Below are 22,623 nucleotides of genomic sequence, written 5' to 3'. Positions count from 1 at the left end.
ACTATACCCCTGTTAGGTATGTCAACCTGTTTTTGGAAAAAACTTTTACGCGAGTTTTTTCTTCTGCACAAACATGAATAGAATAACAATACTAAGAACGGAAGCCACTGCACTGACCAGATAAATATAGCTAAAACCATCTTGGAAAGAGCTCAAGAAAAATCCGGCAATTGCGGGTCCTAGCGTAGATCCAATAGAGCGGAACAAACTGAGATAGCCCACAGCCGATCCGATTTCCTTCGGATCTACAGCTTGCAAAATGAGAATATTCAATGGCGCACCAATAATAATTCCAATTCCAAAGCCCATGATCATCACTGTTGGGAGAAAGAGAACCATGGAAGAAACGAAAATTCCTAAAGATAAGGCTCCAGCCAATGTAATGACAAATCCAAGCAGGATAACTTTCTTTGCCCCCCACTTATCGACCAGCATTCCACCTGCCAACGAAGCTACCATAGAGGCTATCGCCAATGGGGTCACACTAAAACCAGCATTTCCTTTCTCTAAACCAAGAATAGTCTCACTGAACAATGGAATAAAGTTCGTTGCCGTAGCCATAACAAAGCCTGATAACAAGGAAGCCGCTAAGATCGTCAATGTATTTCCTTGAGTGAAGTATTGGACATTGAGAACAGGATCCACCTGCTTTTTCTCAATCATCACAAGTACCGGAACAAGCAATAAACCAATCAAACTATAGAGTGCCTGGTGACTGCTGATCCCTACCATGATGAGTAAGATGATCGCGCTTAAAAGAATAATGCCTGCTACATCGATTGGACGGTTAACCACCTGTTGGTTCGGTTTGTACCCCGCGATCATTATCAAAATCACGGCTGAAATGGGCAGATTAATTAAGAAGATCCATTGCCAGTCGAAATGGGCGATAATGACGCTGCCAGCTACCGGACCTAGAATGGTTCCTAGACCAAAAGCGACACCAATCCAACCCATCGCCTTGCCTCGTTTCTCCGGAGGGTAAGTTGCTGCGATCTGAGCAGCTGTGATGGGAAAGATCCCTCCAGAACCAATGGCTTGAACCGCTCTTCCGAGCAAGAAGATCCAAAAGTTGGACGCCATCGCGGCAATCAACGACCCGACAGCAAAGGCCACAATCCCGAACAAAAAGGTTTGTTTTCTTCCAAATCGATCAGACAGCTTCCCCAAAACAGGAATGCTTACAGCAAAAACCAACGTATAAATGGTGAAGCTCCATACTCCCCACGATGAATCCACTCCAAAGGCTATAAAGATAGAGCTTAAAGCTGGACCAACAATACCGTGATCTAAAGCTCCCATAAAGATACCTAACAAAAAGGTGAATATCGTTAAACCTTGAGACAGCCCTTGAACTCTTACTGCACTCACATTCGGATTCATAATGAATCATCTTCCTTTCTCTCTACGTCATTTGGGTTTGTTTTCCTCTTATGCTTAAAATATACTATACCCCCCTACCCCATGTAAAGAGTCTCTTTTTATTTTGTAAAAAAAATGAATCATGACTTGTCTCAAGCTAATCCAATAGATTAAGATAAATACAAATATAGGTATTTAGTACCATTTAATAAAGTTTAATTCTATCTTACGAATACATCTACTTACTAACCTAGGAGGCACTAATGAAAAGTGTAAAAGGAAAAATATTGATGGGCTTTGCTTTTGTATTGGCTATTTTAATTGGGATGGCCACGAACAGTTACTTAACCATTAATACCCTTTCTAAAGACGTCGATCGTATAACGTCAAATGATATGGCATTTCTGGAGTTAGCTAACTCCATGTCCTTTAGTGTAGCAAATCGAGCTAAGGTTGCACGTGACTATATCCTCTTCAATCGTGAAGAGTTAAAACAAAAATTTATAATCGAAACCGAAGCTGCTATAGCAACTGAAAAAATCATTATAGAGAAGATAAATAGTGGAAGGATATCAGAAGAAATCCAATCGGCTGTTAAGGAAGCTGACGAAAAGACAAATAAATGGCGAACACTAGTTACAGATGAAATAATTCCACTGTACGATAGTGGAGATACACAGGGTGCGATACGCTTAATGGAAGAAAAATGTCTTCCCTACAGTGAAGAAGCAATTCAGGCCTGGGTAAAAGTTGTAGAAATTCAAAATGAACTAACGAAGGCTCAAACGGAACAAGTCAAATCCTCTGCGTTGCGATCAGAAGGTGTCATTATCATTACATCTGCATTGGCTATAGTTATTGCTGTCGGAGTAGCATTCTTTATAGCTACTCATATTTCCAAGGCCATTTCATTAGTTGTTAATCGTTTAGAAGCAATTGCTAAGGGAGACCTCCGTGGAGAATTATTAGAGACAAAATCGCAAGACGAAATTGGACGTTTAATTCACGCTTCAAATACAATGGTTACAAATCTGAAAGCATTAATGGTGAGAGTTGCTGAAACGGCTAGTCTTGTAGCTGCGTCTTCACAACAATTAACCGCTTCTGCCGAAGAATCAGCTTCTTCATCTGAACAAGTCACAACATCGATTCAAGATATCGCTCAAGGGGCAGAAACTGCCTCACATAGTGCAAAGGATAGTGTTCGCGCAATGGCAGAAATGTCCTTGGGTGTACAAAGAATTGCTAAGTCTTCTTCTGATGTAGCCCAAGAGTCCCAGAACACGACAAATCAGGCGAATGAGGGGAACTATTTCATTCAAAAAGCGGTGTCTCAGATGCAATCCATTCAAACATCTGTAGGTACAACTTCTAGTCTAGTAACGAGCCTTGGAGAACGTTCAGATGAGATTGGGCAAATAGTAGAAGTAATTACTGGAATTGCAAATCAAACCAATCTATTAGCATTAAATGCTGCTATAGAAGCAGCAAGAGCTGGTGAACAGGGGCGTGGTTTTGCAGTAGTTGCCGATGAAGTTCGCAAGTTAGCTGAACAATCTAAGGGTTCTACCGACCGAATTGCGATGTTAATTAGTCAAATTCAACTTGATACCAACATCTCGATTGATTCGATGGCGCAAGGTATGAAGGAAGTAGAAGTCGGAACAAATGTCATTAACGAGGCTGGACTAGCATTTGGCAGAATTCTCGAGTCTATTACATTAGTATCAGAAAAGGTCGAAGAAGTATCAGCTTCAGCTGAACAAATGGCAGCATCAGCACAACAGTTGAACGCAACGGTAGATTCTTTGGCAGAAATTGCAGAGAACACCTCTTTAAACACACAAAGTGTTGCTGCTGCTTCTGAAGAACAGCTTGCCACCATGCAAGAAGTTACAGCATCCGTTACTTCATTAAGTTGTCTAGCTACAGATCTACAAGAAGAGCTGAATAAATTTAGATTCTAGTAAAAGGAGTGGCTGTAATACTCTCAAGAGTGTACAAAGTATTTTTAGTCGATATTCATAGAAGAGAGAATATCGACTTTCTTTATGGAATTCCCTCGTGGGCCAAGTTGAACATCGGATCGAGAGTAGGTCCATATTTCACCCTCTTAGATCTCTAATGATCTCACGAATACCAATAGAGCGGATCGCTTCGATAACCACTTGTTTCATTTCTGTACTTTTCATGATTTGGACCATCGATTGTTGCATTTCTTGTGTTTTCATTAGATCTATCATCACTTGTTGCATTTCGGGGCTTGATAACACCTGGACCATTTGCTCCCTCATTTCAGGAGTAGACAGGATCTGGATGAGGGCTTGTTGAACCTCTGGTGCTTTCATAAGTTCAGCCATTTGCTGTGAGGAAAGCTTCGCTGGTACTGGGGTACTCCAACCCGTGCAGCCAGTTAATGAAATGGACAAGAACAAGAAAATAGGTAGAATGATTCGCATAGATTAAACTCCTTCTCATTTGATGGTCAAGGACAATTTGCGGACAAGTCCCGCAATTAGCTCCCGCTCCGGCATTTGTTCACTCAACTCCCGGCATGCAGCCCGTATTATAAATCAATAATCTGACTAAAGATCACTAACGTTTATCTGTTGTTGACCTTTGGTCAGTTTCAAGGGAGTTCCGGAATTCGGTCCATTTTGCCATGTAATGTCTTTCCATGTAGGATCATCGATTACAGTAAGACCACAGAAATCCCTAGGATCTGTGGTCTTTTTAACTTATAACCATTGAATATAGAGATACCCTAGTAACGCCGAGAGGGCGGCATAGAGGAACATCGGGACTAGAGTGAAGCGAATGATGTGACCTTCTTTTCCTAATAAATTCACGACAGAGGAGGCTGCCACAACATTCAAGACGCAGATCATATTTCCAGCATTCGCTCCTAATACTTGCAAAGATAAAATGACTTCTGGAGGCAATTGCATCTGATTCGCTACAGTAAATTGAAAAAGGGAAAACATCATATTACTGAACGTGGCACTGCCTGATATAAAGGAGCCGAGCGACCCAATGAAGGGAGCCACCCACACCCATTGCTCTCCCACACCCTGAGCAAACAACGATGCGAGCTCCATCGGCATACTCATTAAACCGGAGGCATTCACGCTCGAATTAATAAAAATACGAACCATGGATACGGCGGCCCCGAGAGCAATGGCACTTCCGATGAGCGTTTTGGCGGATTGAGTGAGGGCGTCTCGTACTTGCTTCATAGACATATGATGGTAAAATATCGCAAAAACAACAACCGCAACAAAGATGGTACCCGGAAGATAGAGGGGCTCCAAGCCGGTTCCAATGTCGGTTCCCAAGATGTTTGCCCAGCCCACTTTCACCGACTTCAACCAGGCTTTGAATGGCAGGAGGTCCAATCGAGTGAGCACAAGTAAAATGGCTAATAACAAGTAAGGTGCCCATGCCCGTTTTAGAGATAGAGGAAGTGGTTCTTCCAGCGGAGCGGTTGCACCCTCCTCGCCCTTTTTTTCTTCAGTTTTAAAACCCCATGGTTGAGTAGGTAATAAAAATCCTTTTTGAGCAGCCGGAATCACCAAAGCCAATCCAACCAACCCTCCAATTATAGAGGGAAACTCAGGACCTAGGAACGTGGCTACCAAATAGGCAGGGAGGGTGAAGCTGAGTCCGGCAAAAAGAGCAAATTTCCAAACCTTTAACCCCTCTTTCCACGAACGATTTTCCCCGAAAAACCGAGTTAAGATCATCACTAACATTAAAGGAATCCACGTCCCCATGAATATATCGAACAGTACGGCTTGTTATGCTACCTTTTGCAAGAGAAATTCAAGCTCTCGCCCATTTAAGTAGTGTAAAACCTCTGGAGCAACGGAAGAGCCTTGGCGTAAGCCCTGATCTACCCCCACGATGATAGGGGTTCCTACGGCACCAAACGAAACAGGACTACTATCGGCAATTAATGCTAAAACGACGGCTGCTAGCGGAGGAAAGCCCAGCGAAACCATCAACGGGGCTCCAATGGCTGCTGGGGTCCCAAATCCAGCGGCCCCTTCGATGAAAGCTCCAAACAGCCAAGCGATAATAATCGCTTGAACTCTTCGGTCCGGATTGATTTTCATAAACCCACTCCGAATCACCGTCATAGCACCGCTATGTCTTAACGTATTCAACAGTAAAATAGCCCCAAAAATAATCCACAGTATAGAGGCCGTAATTAAAAGTCCTTCTAGCGAGGCCGCACTGATTTGAATCCAAGGGATCTTCCATATCCAGGCAGCCATTAAGGCGGTCACCAAATAACTTAAAGGCATGGCTTTTGTTGCCGGTAATTTAAGCAAGACAAGAAGTAAGAATACGGAAAGGATCGGCATGGATGCCGTCAGGATTTGCCATACATTCATGACTTCACTCTATCAAGAAAAGTGCTTTTGAATGATACGAATATTCTCTTTTAAAACCTTCGCAGATTTATTAAACTTCTCCAATTCATCTGGTGGGAGATTGAACTCTAAAATACTTTGAACACCATGTTTATCAATAATCGCCGGCACCCCAATATAAACATCCTCCGTTTCATACTCGCCTCGAAGCAAGGTCGAAATCGTTAGGATGGAAGATTCATTGTTTAATATGGCTTTTGTTAGACGAGCCAGCCCCATCGCGATGCCATAATACGTAGCACCCTTTCTTTCGATAATGTGGTAAGCTGCATCTCGTACATTTTCAAAAATACCTTGTAAGTCTTTCTCCGCTTGAACCGGGTCAATATTTCTAGTTTTAGAAAAGTCGGCAAGGGATTGGCTGCCGATATAAGCATGACTCCAAGCAGGAAATTCCGAATCTCCATGCTCCCCTAAGATATAAGCATGAACATTACGGGTATCTACACCGTAATAATTGCCTAGCATATAGCGAAAGCGAGCTGTATCTAAAATCGTTCCGGAGCCGATGACGCGTTTCGCTGGCAACCCAGAAAACTTCCATGTGGCATAAGATAAAACATCCACCGGATTGGTCGCAATCAAGAAAATCCCATTAAATCCACTGGCCATCACCTTATTGACAATTTCTTTAAATATCTTCGCGTTTTTCTCCACCAAGTCCAAACGTGTTTCTCCTGGTTTTTGATTCGCTCCCGCTGCAATCACTACAACATCTGCATTGTGACACTCTGAATAATTCCCACTATAAATTTTAGCAGGAGAGGCAAAAGGCATACCATGATTCAGATCCATGGCATCCCCTTCCGCTTTGCTCGTATTTACATCAATAATAACGATTTCCTCGGCTATTCCTTGGTTCACCAAAGAAAAAGCATAACTAGAACCGACAAAACCGGCTCCCACAACAACCACTTTTCGAGTTTTTGTTATGATCATATGGTCCTCCCTATTAAACATATCAACACATATAGTCTATACTGCTTTGAGGAAAATATATACTGTCGCCGTCCTTTACTTGGAGGGATTCCTCCCCTGAATTTAAGAATCAAAAAAAAAACACCTGCTTAGGTGCTTTTTCGGCATAGCGAATCCAACTCTCGATCTCCATTTCAGCAATAACGTCTAGCGTTAGCAACTAGTAACCTAAATTCCGTTTTAATAAATCCAATTCCAAATACATAGCTCCTTCTATCGGATTGTATATATAAGGTTCAATGGTGTAAAATTCCAAAGACTCATATAGAGAAATGGCTGGCTTCATAGTTGACAAGGTATCTAATCGCATGAAGCCATAACCACAAATCATGGCTTCTTCAATAATAGACAAGGCTAGCCTTTTTCCAATTCCTTGTCCCTTCCAATCGGGTTTAACATACAACCTTTTCATTTCACATATCTTTTCATCCATTCTCCTGATCGCCACACACCCTACTGTCTCTTGATGATCTACTGCTAACAGCAAACAACCACCTGCTGAGGTCCCATACTTTGCGGGTATATTTTCCAACTCATCATCAAAATTTTGAAAACCTAAGTCAATGTCTAAAGACTTGGCATACTCCGTAAAAAGTTCTCGTGCTTGTTCAAAATGAAAACTGGTCGAAGCCTGAATAATACTTACCATATCCTATCTCCCCCTACTTGGTATGATTGGATGGAAACGATATCATTGGTCATATTCCTCTATTATCTCTTAGTTCAATTATTGTACCTTCAGGTGCAATTAATTTACATAAGCAGCCATTTTCTACTTGATAAATGGCTTCACCATTTTTTAGTATAAAATCATAACCCCATTGTTTAATAGTTTGGACTTCTTTAACTAAGTCATCAACCCATAGACAAAAATGATGGATCCCCTGTGTGTTTGGGTAAACACGATCAAGATTCTCACCTACTTTTCCAGTTTGAAGCTCTATATAGAATTCACCCAATTTTAACCAAGAGTTATAATAACGATTATGAAAATGGGGGGATTCTTCAATTAGTTCAAAACCAAGAATATCCCTGTAAAATTTTAAGGATTCTTCGTAGTGATTTGTTTGGATACAAATATGGTGAACAAATTTTGTAGTCATTTCTCTCTCCTTATGTTTTCTACTTCTATCAAAAGTAACACATTATTTCCAGTTTTTCTTCTGAAACTATTCCTGGCCAATAATACACCAAAAAGAGGAGTCGATTTCATCGTGACTCCTCAGCCTTTTCCGTTTTATTATTTTTTAAGTAATTTATATCCAATATAAGAAACGAGTCCGAGGATTAATAAAAGTCTGACAAAGGCATTGTCAGAGAAGGAACTTACCACAAGGATCGTAACGATAAAGATAGCAATAATCGATACAAATTTAGTATATCGAATGGAGTCTTCAGATAACTCAGGTTCCTCTTTATACATCCACCTTTTCCCAAATAACATACTTTCCTCTGGGTAAAAGTAACTCCAAATTAACACTCCATATACAGGAAGTAATAAAATAATTATGATAATCGCACTAGCCACGGATGTACCTCCTTTCTCATATATACGGTTTGATCCCTAAAGGGTTTCGAAAATTCAAGATTTTATTCACCAAACCTGCCAAAAAATGCTCTAGAGTTTACTCGTCTGCTCTAGCAGGGTGTCCTCTTCCAATTCTACTAGAATGCGAACCCTATCTTCTCTTTCATAGCCGGCTTCTCTCAATTTGGTCCATAAAGAGTCAGAGCTCTTTTCTTGTTCTGGTTGTGCCCCTGCTCCTGCCGTATTAGGCAACCTAAGGGGAATAGGTACCATACTTACTCTTGAATCCAAATGAACCCTCATACCGCATGATGCATAGGCTAATACATAAAATTGTGTTTATAGATAAGGAGTTTTTATATGTACCATGGTGTAGTCGCTTCTGCAACAGGAGATGTCAATGGTGACAATAGACCTGATCATGTCTACCTCACAGGAATCCTAACAACAGATGTTTCCATTATTCAACATATTACACTTGTGATACAGGATGGTGCGACAGGAAGGTCTGTTCAGATCCCTTTTAAAAATAATATGGGGTATAATCCTACGTTGTTTTTAGGAGATTTTACAGGAGATGGAGTTAAGGATATTCTCATTACTATTCAGACTGGTGGCAGCGGGGCTACCACCTATGACTATCTCTATTCCTATGTCCGTAACACGCCTCGTTTGCTGTTCGATTCCGATATGTATAATCAACAATATCAATATGAGGTAACGTATCTAGAAAATTATAAGGTGCAAGTATGGAGTAAAAATAACAACTCCCAATACCTGATCGACCTATCCCTTCGAGACCCTGATTATTTAAACGAAATATATGAATCCAATGGGAAATTAAAGAACCCGATCAGTGGATGGGTAGACCCCCTAAGCGGCTTATATCCTATCGATTTTGATTCCAATCATGTATATGAGCTCTTAGCCTACCAACAGATTGCTGGTAGGTACCATGCCGATTCGTTAGGTTATGTTCAAAACCGATTAAAATGGCAAAACAATAGGTTTATTCTTGACTTACAAAATGTCGCTATTTTTGGTTCACCTTCATGACTCGTATTTTTGTAGAATTAGAGTAAAAGTAGTTCCTTCCATTGAGCTTTCTTTAAGGACTAAGTCTCCACCCAGTGCTTTTGCCATCATTTTACTGATTGTCAGTCCTAGTCCCAAACCTCTAATTTTGTATTTCTTGCCCTCTCCGCGATAGAATCGCTCAAAAATGAGAGATTGTTCTTTAGAGGGGATTCCCATCCCATTATCCTTTATGTCTATTTTAACTTCTCCATTATTTTCATACAGGATCATCTCCATCTTCCCGATTGATTGTATGGCTTGATTGGCGTTATTTAACAGGTTGTATAAAATCTGCTGAATTCTTAAAGAATCAGTTAATACCCATATCGTATGCTCAGGTAAAGTTACGTTCAAAGAAATGCGATGATCTTGAAATAGATCCCACTGATGGGCAATTTCTTGAATGAATTGATTAGCATTATGCCTTTCCTTATTGACGTTGATTTCACCGATGGCAATCGAATTAAAATTTAGCAAGTCTTCTACCATCTTTTCTAATCGATAGGTCTCTTTATGACAAATGTCTATAAATTCTTTCGCCTCCTCACCGGTTACAATCTCTCCCTTAACCGCTTGGAGTAGACCACTAATTGAAGTGACTGGAGTCTTTAATTCATGGGTGACCCCTGCTAAAAGTTCTGTCCGCATGGATTCAAGCTTTTGCAAACGAGTGGTCATATCCTGAAAGGTTTCTACCAATTCGTATACTTCTTTTTCCTTGATATTTTTATCTAATTTGACTTCATAATTACCAGCTACAATTTGTTTGGCAGCCATGGCAACATCTTGAATGGGTTTGGATAATTTCTTAGTTAATAAATAAATGACCCCCCACCCAAGTAAAGCTAAGCTCGTTAGTAATGTAACTAACAATTGCATATCTTCAGGACTACTCGTGATATCCTTTTCAGGATTCAACAAGACAACCCAACCAATCGCTTGGTTGTTGAATTCGATTTTACGTTTAACAACAAGGAAACGTTCGTCATTGAATGTGGTTATTCTCACACCTTGATCATTCTCTTCCAGTGAATAGCGAATGTTCTGTAACCACTCTACGGGTATGGTTTTGAATTTTTGATAGATGACTCGTCCCTTCTCATCGAGAATAAACCATAGAAATTTGCGATCGAGGTCTAAGAAGTTCTGACGTCTCTCAATGATCCGAGGGAGAGCTTGACCAATTTGCAGCTTTCCATGGGTATCCACTACCCGATCCACCATTTCCTCTGCCAGCAAATTCATAATATCGAGTCGCTTTTCCGTGGCATTATGCTTCAACCACATAGTAGAGAGAATCCCAATCACCACCAAGCCCATGATTAAGGTCACGACATAACGCGTAGTCCAATATTGCAACATCGAAACTTTATGATCCTTTTTCAATAACACAGAATTGATACCCCAATCCTCTTAAAGTTCGAATTTCACCTTCCGCTTCCGACCAATTACCCAACATTTTACGTATCCTCTTGATCGCTAAATCCACGGCTCGGTCACTTCCCTCATAATCCATCCCCCAAACATGCTCGAGTAATTGATCTCTTGTAAACGTTTGATTCGGGTGTTGAACAAGGAAAAAGAGTAAGGATAGGTCACGCGGTGTAAAGTTTAGTTCAATCCCATGCAACGTGACTACGTGTGCTTTGAAATCCACTTTTAAGCCCCCGAAGTGCCTCGTATCTTGAGAGTTTAATACGTTTGTTGTCCTTCGCATGACGGCGTGAACCCTTGCCACTACTTCTTCTGCGTTAAATGGTTTGGTGATATAGTCGTCTGCTCCTTGATTTAATCCGGATAACTTTTGATTCATTTCACCAAGAGCGGTTAGCATGATCACGGGGCAAGCACTCTTTTCACGGATGGCTCTTAATACACTCCAACCATCTGCACCTGGAAGCATCACATCCAGCAATACCAGTGAAGGATTTACTTGCTCAAATTTATGAATGGCTTCTTCCCCATCAAATGCTTGTTCCACTTGAAACCGCTCTCTTTCCAAGTAGACTTTTAATACCCGGGATATTGTAACTTCATCTTCAACAATGAGGATGCATTTCAAGTCAATGTCTCCTTTCCTATCTTAACAGTGGAAAGATCCTCGACAAAATCGAGGATGTGATTAGATTTATGAATTGTTACCTTACATATTACTCTAAAAGCAATTTCTATTCATTCGTTTGTTGCATTTGCATCCATATTTGTTTAAGGGTATTTTTAACGGCTTCCTCCAATTGTTGATTCCAGTTGACTCTTGCGTCTAGGTGTAGTGTTTTCCTCTGCTTTTGGGCTCACACAAGCTAACTTAACAGGTGAATGTGTCATGTAGATGTCAAAACAAAAAACACTTACCTGTAATGGTAAGTGGACAAAGTGATTGCTAATCAATTAGGCTATATAATTTCACTAACTCGGAATTTCTTCTCCGATGACCGTGCCCGTGTGAATCGAAATCTCAAATAGTAATGAGGTTATTGAGGAAAGTTGGAAGTGATATCTATGGGATATAAAATAGAGGTTTATGGAGAAATCCCCTATGATCATGCACATCATAGGGGAGGACTAATTAATAATTAAAGCTTAGAAACGTTAGAAGCTTGATCGCCTCTTTGTCCTTGAACTACTTCGAATTGTACACGTTGACCCTCTTCTAAGGATTTAAACCCATCCCCAGTGATTGCACTGAAGTGTACAAAAACGTCATCTCCATTTTCTCTTTCAATAAATCCAAAACCTTTTTCTGCATTAAACCATTTAACTGTTCCCTTTAACATTTCAAAACCTCCAAAGTTTTATTTAAATATGCTATTTTAGAAAAATAAAAAATTCACATATTATAAAGAGTTACCATCATGAAGTGATAACCCTTTGTAACATGTGAATTTCACATTGGAATTATACTTTTTTCTAATATAGAGTAGTATAACTTATATTTCCACATAAATCAATAGTTGATCAATTTAATGGATGATAATGGGATTAACAGAATTGAAATGACAATCAGTGTAATTCTTGCTGAGATTCGAAGATACGAAAAAAAAGTCTCTAGAACAGAGACTTTTTTAATAGAAGCCTACTTATATAGGACATCTTCTTTTAAAGAAGCTACTTTTGTTATCGCTGTATCAATATCCTCTTGACTTACGCCAAAATGGACAAGAGCGTTGGTCAAATGTGTTGCGATTGCGTTAAAATGCTCCGGTTGGATGTTCATTCCTTCGTGAGCTTTGGCCATTGACATTCCCGTGTATTGGTTTGGACCACCTAGTGCAAAGCTAATAAACTTGGTTTGGTGCTTTCTTTGCTTGTCCATATCTGTATTCTTAAAGAAATGGTTGACTGTCTCATCAGCTAAAACGAGTTCATAAAAGTAATCAACGACTTTGGCAATGGTTGCTTCCCCACCTAATTTTTCATAAAGGTTTTGAGTTGTCATATTTGTTGCCTCCCACCACTTAAATATGTATTATAAATACATATTATAATTTACTAAATAAACTTTAAAAAAGCAATAGATAAAATACATATTTACACTCTCCTCCATTGTCCCTTTTCGTTATAATTGATAGAATACGTCTAACATCATTCGTGAGGTGTAGGAGATATGCATCTAACTTCTTATACGGACTATTCTCTTCGTTTACTTATCTACCTCGGTGCTCAAACACCGGGAGTACTTTCTAGTGTAAAAGAAATATCTACCGTCTATGACCTATCGTACAATCATTTAGGTAAAATTACGTTTAAACTTGGCAAGCTGGGTTTAATCGAAACCGTGCGTGGGAGAAATGGGGGGATTCGCTTAGCCAAGGCACCAAAAGAGATCAATTTAGGATGGGTTGTACGCCAAACGGAAGACGATTTGCAAGTGGTAGAGTGTTTTGGCAAGACGAATACGTGTAGAATTTCCTCCGTATGTCGTTTGAAAGGGATACTTGGGGAAGCTCTAGAAGCCTACTTCCGCGTGTTGGATTCCTATACCCTTGAGGATGTCCTATCAAATAAAGATGCAATTCAATTATCTTTAGGACTGTCCAAGTAAAAACCAACTTAAGGGCGATTCAAATGAAAAAGACCTCCCCGGTTTCGAAGGGAGGTCAATAGTCTAGATGTGCTGTTCCATCTTATCAATATTTTGTTCATGTCGTTTCTTCATTTCTAGCAGGAATGTTCTTGTTCTTGTGTCCATGCCATAGGATATGGCTTCATCAATTTTGCGTGCTACCCATGCCTGACCTTTGTTTAATAAAGCTAGTTTTTCCTTCAGGGATGGCAAGGCACGGACTTTTTCGATAAAGTCACCTATCTCCTTGCTTACGGTTCCTCCTTCACGCTGGATCGAATGAATGAGGCCCTGGCAACTCCATGATTCATCTTCTTTAACTTGTACGAAGGAATCTTCCAAACCACTCGATGGATAAGTTTTAAGCAAATCATCCAGTACCGCGACTCCCGATTTTTCGGCTTCGAGAAGACGGTTTAAGATCTCCACGAACGGATCTTGATCTTTACAAACAAGGCATAAGTTGTTTCCACTTTCTAACGTGATTCCATTAAAAAATCCGTCGGTGCAGTAAATATCCTTTTGACAACGTATGCAGGTTCCTATCAGATCTCTCACCAGATATCCTCTCCCTCGCCAACATAGGTATTACCAATGAACCGGATATTTCTTATTTTTGAACAAATTGATATAAAATAAGGAAAACCCAACGACGATTAATGCACTAATCATAATCATCGGAAGAAACCCCCATCCGACTTCTGTATTAATCGCCACAATGGCACTTGCTGCAGCGGGTGGATGTACAACTCTAGCAATAACCATTAAGAAGACGACTACGGCTAGTGTAATGCCAATCATGAAATGACTCTTCCCAAAAAGATCCCAGATGATCAATGATGCTGAAGTAGATATAAAATGTCCGCCTATCACCTCTCGCGGCTGAGAAAAAGGGCCCTCGTGCACGGCAAACACGAGTAAGCAACTTGCCGCAATGGGACCAAGAACCATGGGAAAACCAAGTTGAATCACGATAAAACTTACAATAATGATAGCAATAAGACCACCCGTTGCAGAAATAATATTATCTGTTATTTTGACACTTGATTTAGTTCTAGTACTACCTTTCATCTTAGCTATATAGCCTGAGAAAGATCTTCGTAACTCTGTTTCTTCATTGTTGAATTCATCTTGCGCGTACATTACAGGTTCTCCTTAATCGATTTGCCACAATACCAACAAAAACTTCCAATATTAAGATTATTATAAAGGAAAAAACCTGTATTTCAAATACTTTTTTACAGTTTTGTGAACACCGATTGAACACGGTCCAATGACTTGTATTGATTAAGGATCATCTGATGATAGATTCCCTGTTCAGCCATCAATTCAACATGATTTCCTTTTTCTTTGATTTCACCGTTCTCAATGACCACAATCGTGTCGGCATGGCGAATTGTATTTAGTCTATGAGCGATGATAAAACTCGTTCTGCCTTTAAGAACTTTAGTCAATGCCTCTTGAATATGTAATTCTGTGCGAGTATCAATGCTGCTTGTCGCTTCATCAAGGATAAGCAAAGATGGTTTGGACAGAATTACTCTTGAAATGGCAAGTAATTGCTTTTGCCCATGACTAAGATTCCCTCCATTTTCAGATAACTTGGTCTCATAGCCTTTAGGCAATCGGTTGATGAAATCATCGGCATTCGCCATTCGAGTTGCTGCTTTCACTTCTTCATCTGTTGCATCTGGGTTGCCATATTTAATATTTTCCATAATCGTTCCTGAAAATAAATAAGTGTCCTGAAGAACAATGCCGAAGCATTTTCTTAAGCTTTCTCTTGTATATTTCCTAATATCTCTTCCATCAATGAGGATTTGCCCCTCTGACACTTCATAAAATCGTGTTAATAGATTAAGAATCGTGGTTTTACCCGCTCCCGTCGTTCCTATTAAGGCTGTGTTGCTGCCAGCTTCCGACTTAAAGCTCACATTTTTGATAATAGGAACATCCGGCCGGTAACCAAAGCTCACATTTTTAAATTCAACAACGCCTTTTGGATTGACTAAAGGAATCGCTTCGGGATGATCCTCAAGTTCTTCCTCATGATCAAGAATGTCAAATACTCTCTCTGCCCCGGCAACACCGGATTGTAATAGGTTAAAGGTATTAGCAAGGTCATTTAGTGGTCGTACAAATTGACGGGAGTAAGTGATGAAGCTTGCAATCAAACCAATCGTGATCATATTTTGAACAGCCAAATAACCCCCTACCACCGCGACAATCATAAAGCCAAAGTTATTGATCACATTCATCATGGGCATTAAAAATCCTGACCATATTTGTGCCCTTGTCCCTACTTTTTGAAGTCTGTTGTTCACTTCTTTAAATTCTGCCATCGCCTTTTCTTCATAATTAAAGGCTCTTATCACCTCTAAGCCAGAAATCATTTCTTCAACCTGCCCATTTAACAACCCAAGTTCTTTTTGCTGGTCTCTAAAAAGAACTCTTGTCTTTCTTGCAATCGTTCGGGTAAGGAAAAACATGAACGGTATCGTTATGAGACTAGCACCGGTTAAGATGGGACTTAAGCTAAGCATCATAACGAAGGAACCGGTTAGGACAATCACACCAGACATCAATTGAGTGGTTGACTGGGATATAGAATTGCTTACGTTATCAATGTCATTGGTCAGCCTGCTCATCAACTCTCCGTGAGTACGTGAGTCAAAGAACGATAATGGCAGCTTTTGCAGCTTTTTAAACAAATGACTCCTTAACCTTTTTACAATCCGTCCAGCAACACCAGCCATGATCCAGCCTTGGGAAAAATTCAATAAGGCATTGGCGATATAAGCGATGAAAAGAGTAAGAACGGTAATTTGGAGTACCCTAAATTGAACGGTTTCCTCTAAACCAATGGCATCCACCGCTTTACCGATTAAAAAAGGGATGAACAAAACGATAATAGAATCCACGAGGATCAGGATAAAAATAGTAGAAAGGAGCGCTTTATCTTTTCCAAAGTAGGACCATAGCCTTTTTATCGTTCCCTTAAAATCTTTAGGCTTTACTACCTGTCTTTGGAAACGAGCGGCACCACCTCCACCCGGTCGACCAGGCATAGGAGTAATGCTGTCTTTTTTAGGTTCTTGATTTGTTCTCTCCGTCAACTTAAACGCACCTCCTTACCTACCTGTGACTGGTAGATTTCTTGATAGGTAAGACAAGTTTTTAATAATTCACTATGACTTCCAGTGCCGACGATTTTCCCGTCATCTAGCACAATAATCCGATCCGCATCCACTACGGTTGAAATACGCTGGGAAACCAGAATACAAGTAAGCTCCTTCGTATAGGTCTTCAATGATTCTTTAATTTTAGCTTCCGTTGCAACATCAAGTGCACTTGTACTATCGTCTAGGATTAAAATTTCAGGCTTCTTTATCAGAGCCCGCGCCATCGAAACTCTCTGTTTTTGCCCCCCTGAAAGATTCACACCCCCTTGGCCTATTCGTGTTTCATAGCCTTCTGGTGAATCCATGATAAACCCGTGAGCATCCGCTATTTTTGCCGCGAGTTGAATTTCTTCTAGCGAAGCGTCTTCACGTCCCCAGCGAATATTCTCGATGATAGTTCCCGTAAATAAGGTTGTTTTCTGAGCAACGATGGCGATTCTGTCCCGTATGGATTTCGGGTCGATTTCCCTAATGTCTTTTCCATTTAGTTTAATAGCGCCGCTTGTCACATCATAAAAGCGTGGGATCAGCCCTATAAGACTACTCTTTCCCGATCCCGTCTTACCAATAATACCCACGGTTTCCCCCGGCATACATGTAAACGTAACATCTTTAAGAACAGGCTCTAAAGAGGCATGATCATAGGAAAAGTACACATGCTCAAAATCGATTCTCCCACAAGAATCTGAAAGGAGTGACTTATGATCTCCTGTCCTATCCTCTTCTTCGTGTAAGACTTGACCAATTCGGCTTGCCGACGTTTTTGCCCTTACAAACATATTGAATACCATGGAAATGATCATCAAAGAAAAAAGAATCTGGGTCATGTAGTTTGTAAAAGCAACAACATGTCCGACTTGGATACTCCCATTTTCAACTCCAACGCCCCCAATCCAAAGGACGACAACAATCCCTAAATTCATGACCAACATAATAATGGGAGTAAAAATAGCAATGACTCTTGTTGCAGCGATCGACTTATCCTGAAACCCCTCATTAAATCTACTAAATTTTAACATTTCATAATCAAAACGATTGAACGCCTTTACCACTCTAACTCCTGATAAGTACTCTCTCATGGCCCCATTTACTCGATCAAGGGCATGCTGAACCTTTGTAAACAGGGGCAAGCTAAGCTTCATATTCACCATAATTAAAACAGCCACGATAGGTACAACAACAGCCAACACAATAGACAGATGGATATTTAACTTGGTTGCCATGATCAAACCGCCTATGGCGAGTAAAGGAGCTTTAATATAAATTCGCATTAGTCCATTCACAAACATTTGCACTTGAGTTACATCATTCGTTAATCTCGTAATCAAGGAAGCACGGTCATATCGATTAATACTGTTAAAAGAGAGCGTTTGAATCTTTTGGAATAGGTCAAGACGCAGGTCAGCCCCGAAATTTTGCGAAGTAATGCTGGCCAAAATACTTCTTGTTGAAGCAGCAACTCCTCCCAACAACGTAACTCCAAGCATAACCCCACCCATCTTCAAGATATAGTCCAAATCTCGATTCGCTATGCCAACATCAATAATTTTTGCCATGATCGTAGGCTGAAGCAGGTCACAAACAGCTTCAAGCATCAGAAACAACAAAGCAACACTAAATGGTTTATAATATTTCTTTATGTATTTGGAATATTCCCTCATCACTTACCACCCTGCTTACTTAATAAAAGTATTCTACTATAAATATGAGCTTTTGCTCTAGTAAATGATATCGTTATTCAATGTAAATTTACATGTTATTATGGAATCGTCTTCGTGTGACATACTCCCTGTTAAAATGAAAAAAGCCTCCATAAGTTACTGGAGGCACCCTGCTTAAATATGGAGATTTCGTGTCGTTCATCCCCTATCTATTTGCAGAATAGATCTCTTACAAAGAATTAAAAACACTCCCAATCAAAATCAATCCACTAATCGAAATCAACCCAAGAATAACAACCTGGAACCGTTCCAAGGAAATCGACCGTTGCAGCCAGGTACCACCAACGACCCCAATAAGGCCTGCTAGAGCTGTTGTTATTAGAGTATACAGATCTACTAATTGAAGCATATCAAGCTGGCTATAAAAAAAACCCTTCATGATGTCGCTGATCGTAAACGCGATGATCAGAGTGGCGACAAAACGTTCTTTCGTTAATCCAAGTCGCACAAGGTACATGCTAAAGACCATTCCTCCTGCATGGGCGAGACTGCTTGCCATCCCTCCAAAAATTCCCGCTAATCCGGACTCCCACCAAGGTCTGATATGATCTTCCGGTAACGTAGTTTTTTTTCTTTTTCTATTCCACTCATTCCAAACAAAAGTCAATGCAAGTAATCCCAATACAATACGTAGAATATTGCCTGGTGTTAAGGCCAGGATTGACACTCCAATCCATGTCCCTATTAAACTGGCTGGGATAAATAGTTTTAAAATACTTAAATCCCATTTCCCCCAATACGGAATAAGAGAAAATAGAGTGGTCATTAACATCGCTGGATAAAGCATAACAATCACGCGATCAGGAGGAAGAAACAGGGATAAGAATGCTACAGGAAGGATTCCGGCCCCAATGCCGAACCCTCCTTTAATAATCCCTGCGGCTAACGCACCAATAAGATAAAGAATATGCTCCACATGGATATCCACCTTTGTATAAATGATCTTTAAGGTTTTAGATTACACCTTTCTTCTCCAGTTCTATGGTGTGATCGGAAATTTTGCTTCGCTTTTATTTATTATATTAATTTAAATATTTTAAATTAACAATGTTTTTTATAAATTGATGGGGCTAACCTTTTTCATCCCTATCAAATTTGTAAAATGTTACATTTTCATTGACACTTACAAATATTTCTTGTTAAATAGGAATTAGATTACTAACTACTATTAATTTATGTGAAAAGGTGAATGTAATGACGAAGGAACTGTATATAACAGACAGCTATTTAAGAGAGTGTGCGTGTCATATTCTATCCGTGGACGGAGAAAAAGTCATCGTTGACCAGACAGTATGCTATCCTACCGGAGGCGGTCAGGAACATGACACTGGTGTAATCATTCAAAATGGTCAAGAGTTCGAGATTTTCCAAGTAAAAAAACAAAGCGGTCAAATCGTCCACTTTGTAAAAAATGCTCACTTATTAGCCATTGGGGAAGCGGAGATTCGACTTGATTGGGATCGTCGGTATTCCCTTATGTCACATCACACATTACTACATGTTTTGGGAGCAGTCGTATATAAAAAATACGGGGCGCTTTGTACAGGGAACCAAATTTACCCAGAGCGAGCTAGAATTGATTTTAATGAATTCCCCGAACTTAGCCAAGAGGAAGTACAAGCCATCGTAGATGAGACAAACGCGATCATTAAGGAAAATTACCCTATCTCTTATCGTACGGTAACTCGAGCGGAAGCGGAAAATGAATCCGGGCTTATCAAGACATTTGTCAATCTGCTCCCTGCTCATGTTACAGAAGTGCGCTTGGTCTCTATTGGTTCTATCGATGAACAAGCATGCGGTGGTACACATGTAAAGGCTACAGGTGAAATTGGAATGATGAAGATCACGGATATCAAGAGTAAGGGGAAAAATAATAGGCGCTTTGAGGTTGTCGCAACGCGATAACGTAATCGTAAAACACTTCGCGCTTTACTCAACTGAGGGACTGACCCTCATCTGAGCTAAAGTGCGAAGCACTTTGCCCTTTCAATACTTGTCAAAATGTGATTCCTCCATGAGAATTATTAAAATTTCACTTTTTGCGTTAACTCCCCTCTATGAACAACGAGAACAAATGGATTTTCTCCAAATTGACGGATAATGGATCCCTTATCTCCTTAAAAAAAAGCTCTTTATAGGCGCTTCCGGACATAGCATCCCTTATTTTAATCAAATTAAGAGGAAACACCTCTTGGAACGTCCGATTAGCGGAATCAATGTCCGTTTCCCCCTAAGAAACAAGGTATTCCCCCAAACTAACGGAACGTATGTCCTACAAAAAAATAATCACAGCTCAAGGTCGGGAATGATAGTCGGAACATATCTTAAATCACACCCTGTATGGGGAAGTTGTATTCCGCCGACTTCCTGACGAAATGTAAACTCAGTTCCTGCAGGCCTGTTCTTTACAATGACAGACGCATACTCAGTAGAATGAGTGAGGAGAATGCTTCGCAACGTAAGCACTATGTGTAATTCTTTAGATTTCTCCTCAGACTCTTCCATATATTGAATGTCAAATCCAGCTCTAGCAAGTAATACTCAGATATTAATGATAATTTTTGCTATAACCCCAAGCCTCTCATTGTCAGGATATCCCTCAAACTTTTGTATATATAGTATAAAGACATTAACAAATTAAATATTTTTCAGTTTAACTTCAATACTAAATTCGTAGCTCTTACTTATATGTGACATTTTTGTCACCCATAGATATAGAATTTGTCACGGAAATCAATGGAAGGAGACGGATAATTCTTTTTATAATGAATAACAGGATCGTACGCCCCTTGGATTATGGAAAGCTCTATATATTCTCATCGGAAATACGAGAAAGATTTTTAAGTATAGATCAACCGAAAGGAGATAAAGAAAATGAAGAATGGAATACTTTGGCGTGTCCTTAAACAATCTATCCCTACTACATTTCGTCTGTTTTTAGCTTCGACTTTTCTTATTTATGGATTAGCTAAAATAGTCATGGGGCAATTTGGTACTCCCCCACCAGAGTTTACATCGATAAAAGGAGAAGGTTTCGTCTTGGCGTGGACATTTTTTGGTCATTCTAGGCTTTATGAAGTGATTATAGGACTGGGTGAAGTCATTGCAGCTATTTTACTTTTGATTCCTAAGACAGCAACGTTAGGGGCTATCGTCTTCTTCCCCATCGCTATCAATGTGATGTTGGTAAATTATTGTTTCGATATTGGCGTGCAAGATCTAAGTACAGTATTGACTTTCATGTGCTTGGCTTTACTTTGGTTAGATCGAGAAAAATTATTTGCCATAGTTAGATAACTCGAGCGCTAGATCAACATGGAACATAGAATTCCTAAAAATGGAGATGAATATAATGACTAATTTTATCATTTCAGAGTTGATTGTCATTTTCATACTTACCACAACCTATTACTTTATTAAGGAACTAAGAAGAGAGACAAAGTAACTATCGAATCTCCGTTGCAGTCTCAAGCTTATTTTTTATTGCAACCTTTCCTTTTCTCTTCACGTCAGAGTAAATAAGAACAATAAAGAGGTGGGTAAAAATGAGAAAAACAGCGATGAAATTAGTGGCTTTGGGGATGGTTATTGGTGTTATAGGAACAACGGGAGCGGTCCTAGCTGCTTCTTCATTAACCTCGATTCAAGTTAGTTTGGATCCCATTCGTATGAATGTAAACGGAGAACGACTTCAGGGGCATGGGATGGACGGAAAATCTGGACAATATTTTAACGGGAAGAAGCATGTTCCAACCACGATGATTTATGAAGGTACGACGTATGTTCCTGTTCGATTAGCCGCAGAGTCTTTTGGTTATCAAGTAGACTGGGATGGTAAAAATCGGGTAATCAACTTCCAAAACGATAAGCAGCCTCCAAAGGGCATTGTCGCTGGCTCATTAGAAACCACTATTTCTCATGACGTAAATAAAGATGGAAGTATCGATTTCAAGTTTGTTTTAAAAAATCAAACCGAACGGGAAATGACGTTATCCTTTAGTAGCGGGCAGCGATTTGACTATAACATTCGAAATGCACAAGGTGACGTGGTGAAAAACTACGCTGCTGACAAACTTTTCATACAGGCCTTAGGAGAAAAAGTCTTAAAACAAGGGGAAGAGTGGATCATTACGGATCAGGCTGACTCCTTACCCAAGGGTGAATACACCATCGAATTTTGGATCACTTCAAAAGAAGAACAAGCGAAACAAAATTACACGTTCACCATCAAGTAGGATAAACCAAACAGGGAAATCTTCACGAAGAATTCCCT

Annotated in this window: 22 protein-coding genes and 1 pseudogene; 6 read left to right on the top strand and 17 right to left on the bottom strand. The window is 40.0% G+C overall.

All coding sequences use genetic code 11. The features are described from left to right. Positions 1–45: 45 nt before the first annotated feature. Positions 46–1,383, bottom strand: coding sequence for an MFS transporter (locus tag EIZ39_RS12955; protein ID WP_129200407.1), 1,338 nt, complete (start codon positions 1,381–1,383; stop codon positions 46–48). Positions 1,384–1,625: 242 nt separating this feature from the next. On the opposite strand from EIZ39_RS12955, the gene EIZ39_RS12950 reads away from it, so the two are divergent. Further along, positions 1,626–3,329: a methyl-accepting chemotaxis protein gene (locus EIZ39_RS12950; RefSeq protein WP_129200406.1), complete on the top strand. Its 1,704-nt coding sequence runs from the start codon at positions 1,626–1,628 to the stop codon at positions 3,327–3,329. Between the two features lie 138 nt (positions 3,330–3,467). Here the strand turns inward: EIZ39_RS12950 and EIZ39_RS12945 are convergent, their stop codons facing one another. The 7 genes and pseudogenes from EIZ39_RS12945 to EIZ39_RS12915 all read right to left on the bottom strand — a co-directional run bounded on the left by EIZ39_RS12945 (position 3,468) and on the right by EIZ39_RS12915 (position 8,595). Next, entirely contained in the window at positions 3,468–3,821 is a 354-nt protein-coding gene (locus EIZ39_RS12945) for a GerD family protein (protein ID WP_129200405.1), read from the bottom strand. A 279-nt stretch (positions 3,822–4,100) separates the two neighbouring features. Continuing rightward, positions 4,101–5,759, bottom strand: a pseudogene (locus EIZ39_RS12940) (L-lactate permease). Positions 5,760–5,771: 12 nt separating this feature from the next. Next, on the bottom strand, positions 5,772–6,737 hold the full coding sequence (locus EIZ39_RS12935) for an L-lactate dehydrogenase (protein WP_129200404.1): 966 nt from the start codon (positions 6,735–6,737) through the stop codon (positions 5,772–5,774). A 199-nt stretch (positions 6,738–6,936) separates the two neighbouring features. Further along, positions 6,937–7,425: a GNAT family N-acetyltransferase gene (locus EIZ39_RS12930; protein WP_129200403.1), complete on the bottom strand. Its 489-nt coding sequence runs from the start codon at positions 7,423–7,425 to the stop codon at positions 6,937–6,939. Between the two features lie 49 nt (positions 7,426–7,474). Next, entirely contained in the window at positions 7,475–7,879 is a 405-nt protein-coding gene (locus EIZ39_RS12925) for a VOC family protein (RefSeq protein WP_129200402.1), read from the bottom strand. 137 nt (positions 7,880–8,016) lie between these two features. Then, complete coding sequence (locus EIZ39_RS27080) at positions 8,017–8,304, bottom strand: DUF6199 family natural product biosynthesis protein (protein ID WP_205668550.1); 288 nt, start codon at positions 8,302–8,304, stop codon at positions 8,017–8,019. A gap of 90 nt (positions 8,305–8,394) precedes the next feature. Next, positions 8,395–8,595 (bottom strand): hypothetical protein, encoded by a 201-nt coding sequence (locus EIZ39_RS12915; protein ID WP_129200401.1) that lies wholly within the window; start codon positions 8,593–8,595, stop codon positions 8,395–8,397. A 69-nt stretch (positions 8,596–8,664) separates the two neighbouring features. Between EIZ39_RS12915 and EIZ39_RS12910 the strand changes: the two genes are divergently transcribed. Next, complete coding sequence (locus EIZ39_RS12910) at positions 8,665–9,360, top strand: VCBS repeat-containing protein (RefSeq protein ID WP_129200400.1); 696 nt, start codon at positions 8,665–8,667, stop codon at positions 9,358–9,360. Here EIZ39_RS12910 and EIZ39_RS12905 read toward each other — a convergent pair. From EIZ39_RS12905 to EIZ39_RS12890, 4 genes are all read right to left on the bottom strand, one after another. Beyond that, a complete protein-coding gene (locus EIZ39_RS12905; RefSeq protein ID WP_240675797.1) occupies positions 9,355–10,773 on the bottom strand; it encodes a sensor histidine kinase in 1,419 nt (472 codons plus the stop codon). The two genes, EIZ39_RS12910 and EIZ39_RS12905, sit on opposite strands and share 6 nt — an antisense overlap. Further along, positions 10,751–11,443 carry a response regulator transcription factor gene (locus EIZ39_RS12900; RefSeq protein WP_129200399.1) on the bottom strand — a complete coding sequence of 231 codons (693 nt, stop codon included), beginning with the start codon at positions 11,441–11,443 and terminating at the stop codon, positions 10,751–10,753. The genes EIZ39_RS12905 and EIZ39_RS12900 overlap by 23 nt, the downstream gene beginning before the upstream one ends. Before the next feature lie 511 nt (positions 11,444–11,954). Beyond that, positions 11,955–12,155 carry a cold-shock protein gene (locus tag EIZ39_RS12895; RefSeq protein ID WP_129200398.1) on the bottom strand — a complete coding sequence of 67 codons (201 nt, stop codon included), beginning with the start codon at positions 12,153–12,155 and terminating at the stop codon, positions 11,955–11,957. Between the two features lie 299 nt (positions 12,156–12,454). Beyond that, positions 12,455–12,817: a group I truncated hemoglobin gene (locus EIZ39_RS12890; protein WP_129200397.1), complete on the bottom strand. Its 363-nt coding sequence runs from the start codon at positions 12,815–12,817 to the stop codon at positions 12,455–12,457. A 168-nt stretch (positions 12,818–12,985) separates the two neighbouring features. Here EIZ39_RS12890 and EIZ39_RS12885 point away from each other — a divergent pair, with 168 nt between their 5' ends. Continuing rightward, positions 12,986–13,423, top strand: a complete 438-nt coding sequence (locus tag EIZ39_RS12885) for an RrF2 family transcriptional regulator (protein ID WP_129200396.1) — start codon at positions 12,986–12,988, stop codon at positions 13,421–13,423. A gap of 63 nt (positions 13,424–13,486) precedes the next feature. Here EIZ39_RS12885 and EIZ39_RS12880 read toward each other — a convergent pair whose 3' ends face one another. The 5 genes from EIZ39_RS12880 to EIZ39_RS12860 all read right to left on the bottom strand — a co-directional run bounded on the left by EIZ39_RS12880 (position 13,487) and on the right by EIZ39_RS12860 (position 19,263). Further along, positions 13,487–14,002, bottom strand: coding sequence for a DUF6306 domain-containing protein (locus tag EIZ39_RS12880; RefSeq protein ID WP_129200395.1), 516 nt, complete (start codon positions 14,000–14,002; stop codon positions 13,487–13,489). Positions 14,003–14,032: 30 nt separating this feature from the next. Then, the gene (locus EIZ39_RS12875; protein ID WP_129200394.1) at positions 14,033–14,587 is read right to left on the bottom strand and encodes an HPP family protein; all 555 of its coding nucleotides are present in this window, start codon (positions 14,585–14,587) and stop codon (positions 14,033–14,035) included. A gap of 95 nt (positions 14,588–14,682) precedes the next feature. Continuing rightward, positions 14,683–16,512, bottom strand: coding sequence for an ABC transporter ATP-binding protein (locus EIZ39_RS12870; protein ID WP_129200643.1), 1,830 nt, complete (start codon positions 16,510–16,512; stop codon positions 14,683–14,685). 44 nt (positions 16,513–16,556) lie between these two features. Continuing rightward, positions 16,557–18,287, bottom strand: coding sequence for an ABC transporter ATP-binding protein (locus EIZ39_RS12865; RefSeq protein ID WP_129200393.1), 1,731 nt, complete (start codon positions 18,285–18,287; stop codon positions 16,557–16,559). 229 nt (positions 18,288–18,516) lie between these two features. Beyond that, the gene (locus EIZ39_RS12860) at positions 18,517–19,263 is read right to left on the bottom strand and encodes a sulfite exporter TauE/SafE family protein (RefSeq protein ID WP_164985079.1); all 747 of its coding nucleotides are present in this window, start codon (positions 19,261–19,263) and stop codon (positions 18,517–18,519) included. Between the two features lie 278 nt (positions 19,264–19,541). On the opposite strand from EIZ39_RS12860, the gene EIZ39_RS12855 reads away from it, so the two are divergent. From EIZ39_RS12855 to EIZ39_RS12840, 3 genes are all read left to right on the top strand, one after another. Next, positions 19,542–20,255: an alanyl-tRNA editing protein gene (locus EIZ39_RS12855; RefSeq protein ID WP_129200391.1), complete on the top strand. Its 714-nt coding sequence runs from the start codon at positions 19,542–19,544 to the stop codon at positions 20,253–20,255. A gap of 969 nt (positions 20,256–21,224) precedes the next feature. Continuing rightward, on the top strand, positions 21,225–21,647 hold the full coding sequence (locus tag EIZ39_RS12845) for a hypothetical protein (protein WP_129200389.1): 423 nt from the start codon (positions 21,225–21,227) through the stop codon (positions 21,645–21,647). A gap of 248 nt (positions 21,648–21,895) precedes the next feature. Beyond that, positions 21,896–22,585, top strand: coding sequence for a BsuPI-related putative proteinase inhibitor (locus EIZ39_RS12840; RefSeq protein WP_129200388.1), 690 nt, complete (start codon positions 21,896–21,898; stop codon positions 22,583–22,585). Positions 22,586–22,623: the final 38 nt, after the last annotated feature.

It is taken from the genome of Ammoniphilus sp. CFH 90114, from assembly GCF_004123195.1.
Classification (GTDB): domain Bacteria; phylum Bacillota; class Bacilli; order Aneurinibacillales; family RAOX-1; genus YIM-78166.
This window is presented reverse-complemented; position numbering and strand designations above follow the sequence as displayed.

Bases quoted from the DNA above. Each gene is read 5' to 3' on its own strand.
- EIZ39_RS12950 (WP_129200406.1), top strand. From the start codon at position 1,626: ATGAAAAGTGTAAAAGGAAAAATATTGATGGGCTTTGCTTTTGTATTG.
- EIZ39_RS12865 (WP_129200393.1), bottom strand. From the start codon at position 18,287: ATGAGGGAATATTCCAAATACATAAAGAAATATTATAAACCATTTAGT.
- EIZ39_RS12845 (WP_129200389.1), top strand. From the start codon at position 21,225: ATGAAGAATGGAATACTTTGGCGTGTCCTTAAACAATCTATCCCTACT.
- EIZ39_RS12855 (WP_129200391.1), top strand. From the start codon at position 19,542: ATGACGAAGGAACTGTATATAACAGACAGCTATTTAAGAGAGTGTGCG.
- EIZ39_RS12935 (WP_129200404.1), bottom strand. From the start codon at position 6,737: ATGATCATAACAAAAACTCGAAAAGTGGTTGTTGTGGGAGCCGGTTTT.
- EIZ39_RS12875 (WP_129200394.1), bottom strand. From the start codon at position 14,587: ATGTACGCGCAAGATGAATTCAACAATGAAGAAACAGAGTTACGAAGA.
- EIZ39_RS12945 (WP_129200405.1), bottom strand. From the start codon at position 3,821: ATGCGAATCATTCTACCTATTTTCTTGTTCTTGTCCATTTCATTAACT.
- EIZ39_RS12930 (WP_129200403.1), bottom strand. From the start codon at position 7,425: ATGGTAAGTATTATTCAGGCTTCGACCAGTTTTCATTTTGAACAAGCA.
- EIZ39_RS12870 (WP_129200643.1), bottom strand. From the start codon at position 16,512: ATGCCTGGTCGACCGGGTGGAGGTGGTGCCGCTCGTTTCCAAAGACAG.
- EIZ39_RS12885 (WP_129200396.1), top strand. From the start codon at position 12,986: ATGCATCTAACTTCTTATACGGACTATTCTCTTCGTTTACTTATCTAC.
- EIZ39_RS12955 (WP_129200407.1), bottom strand. From the start codon at position 1,383: ATGAATCCGAATGTGAGTGCAGTAAGAGTTCAAGGGCTGTCTCAAGGT.
- EIZ39_RS12925 (WP_129200402.1), bottom strand. From the start codon at position 7,879: ATGACTACAAAATTTGTTCACCATATTTGTATCCAAACAAATCACTAC.
- EIZ39_RS12890 (WP_129200397.1), bottom strand. From the start codon at position 12,817: ATGACAACTCAAAACCTTTATGAAAAATTAGGTGGGGAAGCAACCATT.
- EIZ39_RS12840 (WP_129200388.1), top strand. From the start codon at position 21,896: ATGAGAAAAACAGCGATGAAATTAGTGGCTTTGGGGATGGTTATTGGT.
- EIZ39_RS12910 (WP_129200400.1), top strand. From the start codon at position 8,665: ATGTACCATGGTGTAGTCGCTTCTGCAACAGGAGATGTCAATGGTGAC.
- EIZ39_RS12895 (WP_129200398.1), bottom strand. From the start codon at position 12,155: ATGTTAAAGGGAACAGTTAAATGGTTTAATGCAGAAAAAGGTTTTGGA.